This is a genomic window from Chryseobacterium contaminans (assembly GCF_001684955.1).
GTDB classification, from domain to species: Bacteria; Bacteroidota; Bacteroidia; order Flavobacteriales; family Weeksellaceae; genus Chryseobacterium; species Chryseobacterium contaminans.
Genome location: NZ_MAYF01000165.1, coordinates 1 through 3,230, shown reverse-complemented (window position 1 = coordinate 3,230; position 3,230 = coordinate 1). Strand labels below are relative to the sequence as shown.

At 37.3% G+C, this 3,230-nt stretch carries 4 protein-coding genes and 1 pseudogene; 2 read left to right on the top strand and 3 right to left on the bottom strand.

Translation table 11 applies throughout. The features are described 5' to 3' along the window. Together BBH99_RS10560 and BBH99_RS22075 are read left to right on the top strand one after the other, a co-directional pair. The coding region (locus BBH99_RS10560) for an integrase core domain-containing protein (RefSeq protein WP_165601866.1) at positions 1-422 on the top strand (422 nt) is incomplete at its 5' end. Next, on the top strand, positions 415-669 hold the full coding sequence (locus tag BBH99_RS22075; protein ID WP_123873130.1) for a hypothetical protein: 255 nt from the start codon (positions 415-417) through the stop codon (positions 667-669). The genes BBH99_RS10560 and BBH99_RS22075, both read left to right, overlap by 8 nt. Positions 670-857: 188 nt before the next feature. On the opposite strand, the gene BBH99_RS10555 is transcribed toward BBH99_RS22075, so the two are convergent. The 3 genes and pseudogenes from BBH99_RS10555 to BBH99_RS10545 all read right to left on the bottom strand — a co-directional run. After that, positions 858-1,562, bottom strand: coding sequence for a class I SAM-dependent methyltransferase (locus tag BBH99_RS10555; RefSeq protein ID WP_066695329.1), 705 nt, complete (start codon positions 1,560-1,562; stop codon positions 858-860). A 173-nt stretch (positions 1,563-1,735) separates the two neighbouring features. Continuing rightward, entirely contained in the window at positions 1,736-2,545 is an 810-nt protein-coding gene (locus tag BBH99_RS10550) for a siderophore-interacting protein (RefSeq protein ID WP_066695327.1), read from the bottom strand. 107 nt (positions 2,546-2,652) lie between these two features. Beyond that, positions 2,653-3,230, bottom strand: a pseudogene (locus BBH99_RS10545) (TonB-dependent receptor); the annotation flags it as partial.

Here is a 3,230-nt window from a genome sequence, read left to right as displayed (position 1 = left end):
GAAAGATAATGGGATATTCATTAAGTTCAAATATGAACACTGAAAATGTTGCAAAAGCTTTAAAAATGGCAATAAAAAATAGAAGTTCAAGTGATCCATTAATCCATCATTCAGACAGAGGTTTGCAATATTGCTCTGGTTACTACCAGAAAATACTGAATAAGAATGAAATCAAACCGTCAATGACTGATGGTTATGATTGCTATCAAAATGCACTGGCAGAAAGGATTAATGGAATATTGAAACAAGAATTCCTTTTTTATAGAACAAAGAATATGAAAGATCTAAGCTCATTAGTAAAAGAAAGTATTTATCTTTATAATACTAAAAGACCACATTTAAGCCTTAATATGCAAACTCCAGATAAAGTGCATAAAAAATCCGAAGAAATAAAACATCTCTCCGGATCAAATATTGTTTAATTTATGTCAACCTATTTTAGGACGACTCACCCGGTATAGTCCTGAAATTGGTATTATTGCAGTAGGAGCTTTGGGTTTACTTGTCATCAGTGTTTTAGCAACTCCTAAAAAACTACCCTACCGTGCTGAATCTTATATTTTTCCTGTAGTTTTATGTGTTGGAACTGCTGTTCTGATCTATTTTTATTTCCCGGAATGGTTTTCTTTTTATCCGCTGGCAAGGGTTATCAATATATTCAGACAATAATAAGGAGCTGTTTCCCGCTATCCACTTTTACTCCTCGCGCCTGGCCTAACACCCAACCCCATGCTGTGGGGTAACCGTTTCTATCGGGGCTAGGAAGAGGTACAAAAAAAGTCATTCCGGTTTACAGAATGACTATCCATTATTTTTTGAGATTGCTTCGCTTTCAGCTCGCAATGACCTGTTGCTAATTATTTCTTAGTAAGTTTTGCTAGGTAAGAGTCTTCATCCTGCAATACCTTCTCTACTTTAAATCCATTATTTTCAGCAGCATTTTTCAACGTATTGAAATCAAGGTAAAGCCATGTGATTGGCTTTTCAGTTTGGCCTTTATAGTGAACAATATATTCCAGTTCTCCGTAATATCCGCCGGCAGGAATGTAGACTCCGCCGTCTTTATCACGGTCGAACATATACAAAATATCTGTACTGTCTATCAGGATCTGTCCGCCTTCGTTCAACAAGCTTCCCAGCTTCTGAAGGTAAGTATCGATTTTAGACAATCCTTCAAAAATTCCGGTACCATTCATTAATAATAAAACAGTATCAAAAGTTTCTCCTGAAAAATCAAGGAGATTGGTGCAAACAGCCTTTTTAATCCCTCTTAATTGGCATACTTCAATGGATTTCGGAGAAATATCCAAAGCCGTAACATCAAGATCAGCCTCATTCTGGAGATATAAAGCATGTGAACCGGCTCCGGCACCAATATCCAACACTTTCCCTTTGGATAGCTGCAATGCTTTTTGTTCAATATCATTCATGTCTTCAAAATCCCTGAACAAATAGTCTACAGGAAGTTCATCCAATTCAGAAATTGACGTTTCTGTCTGCAGGTCTTCAGGATTCTCATCATGATAGTAATCCCAGATGGCTTGGCCCATTAAATCTTTCATAGCGGCAAAGATACGGCTTCAGAGGGTAAAGTTCAAAGCCCATAGTTCAAAGTTCAAGGTTTAAGGTTGGGTTTATGCCATAATCTCAAAATTTACACTCTAAACTCTCTATCTCAAGTCTATTATCTATCCGTCTATTATCTCATTTCTTACGCCTTCCAATCTTCAATTTCTTATTCTATTGACTCCTTTTCTTTATGCCTGTCTGCCTGTGATTCATTTTCAGCTTTTCCTGCCTTCCAGTAAGAGAATGCGTAAAGTTCTTTTGAGGTCCAGTTTTTTTCTTTTCGGAGATAGGTGCGTATTTCTTTAACACTGGAGAATTCACAAGCTACATAACCGAATTTTGAAGTTTCCGGAATCTCAATATTCTTCACCACCTCAGCAATTTCGCTGCTGATCTGAGGTTCGGAATTATGAAGCCATTTAAATTCAATATCAGCTTTGGTTTCCAATACCTGTTCATCTTCTTTTCCATGCACTTCGATAATACAGATGCCTTTTGCTGTTTCAGGAAGGGTTTCTAAAATAGCGCTCAACACTGGTATTGCTGTAGCATCGCCTGCCAGTAAATACCATTCAGCTTCAGGATACAGCTCTTTTCCCTCCAGGCGCATCATTATACCAAGTTTTGCTCCTGCTTCTGCCTCTCTTGCCCATTTTGAGGCCGGACCTCCATCTCCATGATCTGCAAAATCAATAAATACTTCGTTCTTTTCCAAGTCAATTCCTCTATGCGTATAGGTTCTGATGGATGGAGCCACTTCTTTTGGCGGATATACCCATTCATCATTTTCTATGGTTGGAAAGTGAACCTCGTTTAATCCAACCGGAGGAATAGCAATTTTATTATTATCTCCTATCGTGGTATTTTTAAACAACTGAACTTCCGGAGAATACAGATACACTCTGATAAAGTGATCTGTGATGTATTCTTTTCTGGTAACTTCGGCAATGAACTGCCCTGTTGAAACTTGAGCCATAACTGAATTAATTTTTAAGTTAAAATCCGGCTTCCGATCAATATCAGAAACCGGATTTGTAGAAAGTATTTTATTCAGACTAAGGCATGATGACCCTAATCTTATTTTTAAAATTCAAAAGTGTAAGACAGGTTAAATGTTCTGCCTCTTCCTTTATAATTAAACAATGCAGGAATTCCATAGCTTGAATATAAAACCTGGGAACGTTTGCTCCAGATGGTCTGATAATCTGTATTGAACAGGTTCTGAATTCCAAGGTTGAATTTCCCGAACTGGAATCGGTAACCGATCATAAGGTCCGAAGTATTGTACCCTTCTACAACATTTTTAAGTTCATCCTTCTGCTTGAAATTCTGTAAAGACTGGAATCTGAATGACCAGTTTTTCACGTTGTACCCAATATAAGTAACCAATTTGGAGGGTGAAGCATTGTAAATTTCCTGCTTCTGCCATTCTCCTTTATTGTCTACTTCAGATTTGATTAACAATCCGCTGGCTCCGAAATAAACGCCGTTGTTCATAGAATAAGAAATCTCAGCTTCGATACCCATATTTCTTAATTTCAGATCATTAACAAGAATCTGGAATGTATTTTTATCTACAGCTACCGTTTTATCAGAATTACTTAAGAATCCGGCAACCTGTGCTCTCAACCCATCTTTATTAATACGATATCCTACTTCAA

Bases quoted from the DNA above. Each gene is read 5' to 3' on its own strand.
- BBH99_RS10555 (WP_066695329.1), bottom strand. From the start codon at position 1,562: ATGAAAGATTTAATGGGCCAAGCCATCTGGGATTACTATCATGATGAG.
- BBH99_RS10550 (WP_066695327.1), bottom strand. From the start codon at position 2,545: ATGGCTCAAGTTTCAACAGGGCAGTTCATTGCCGAAGTTACCAGAAAA.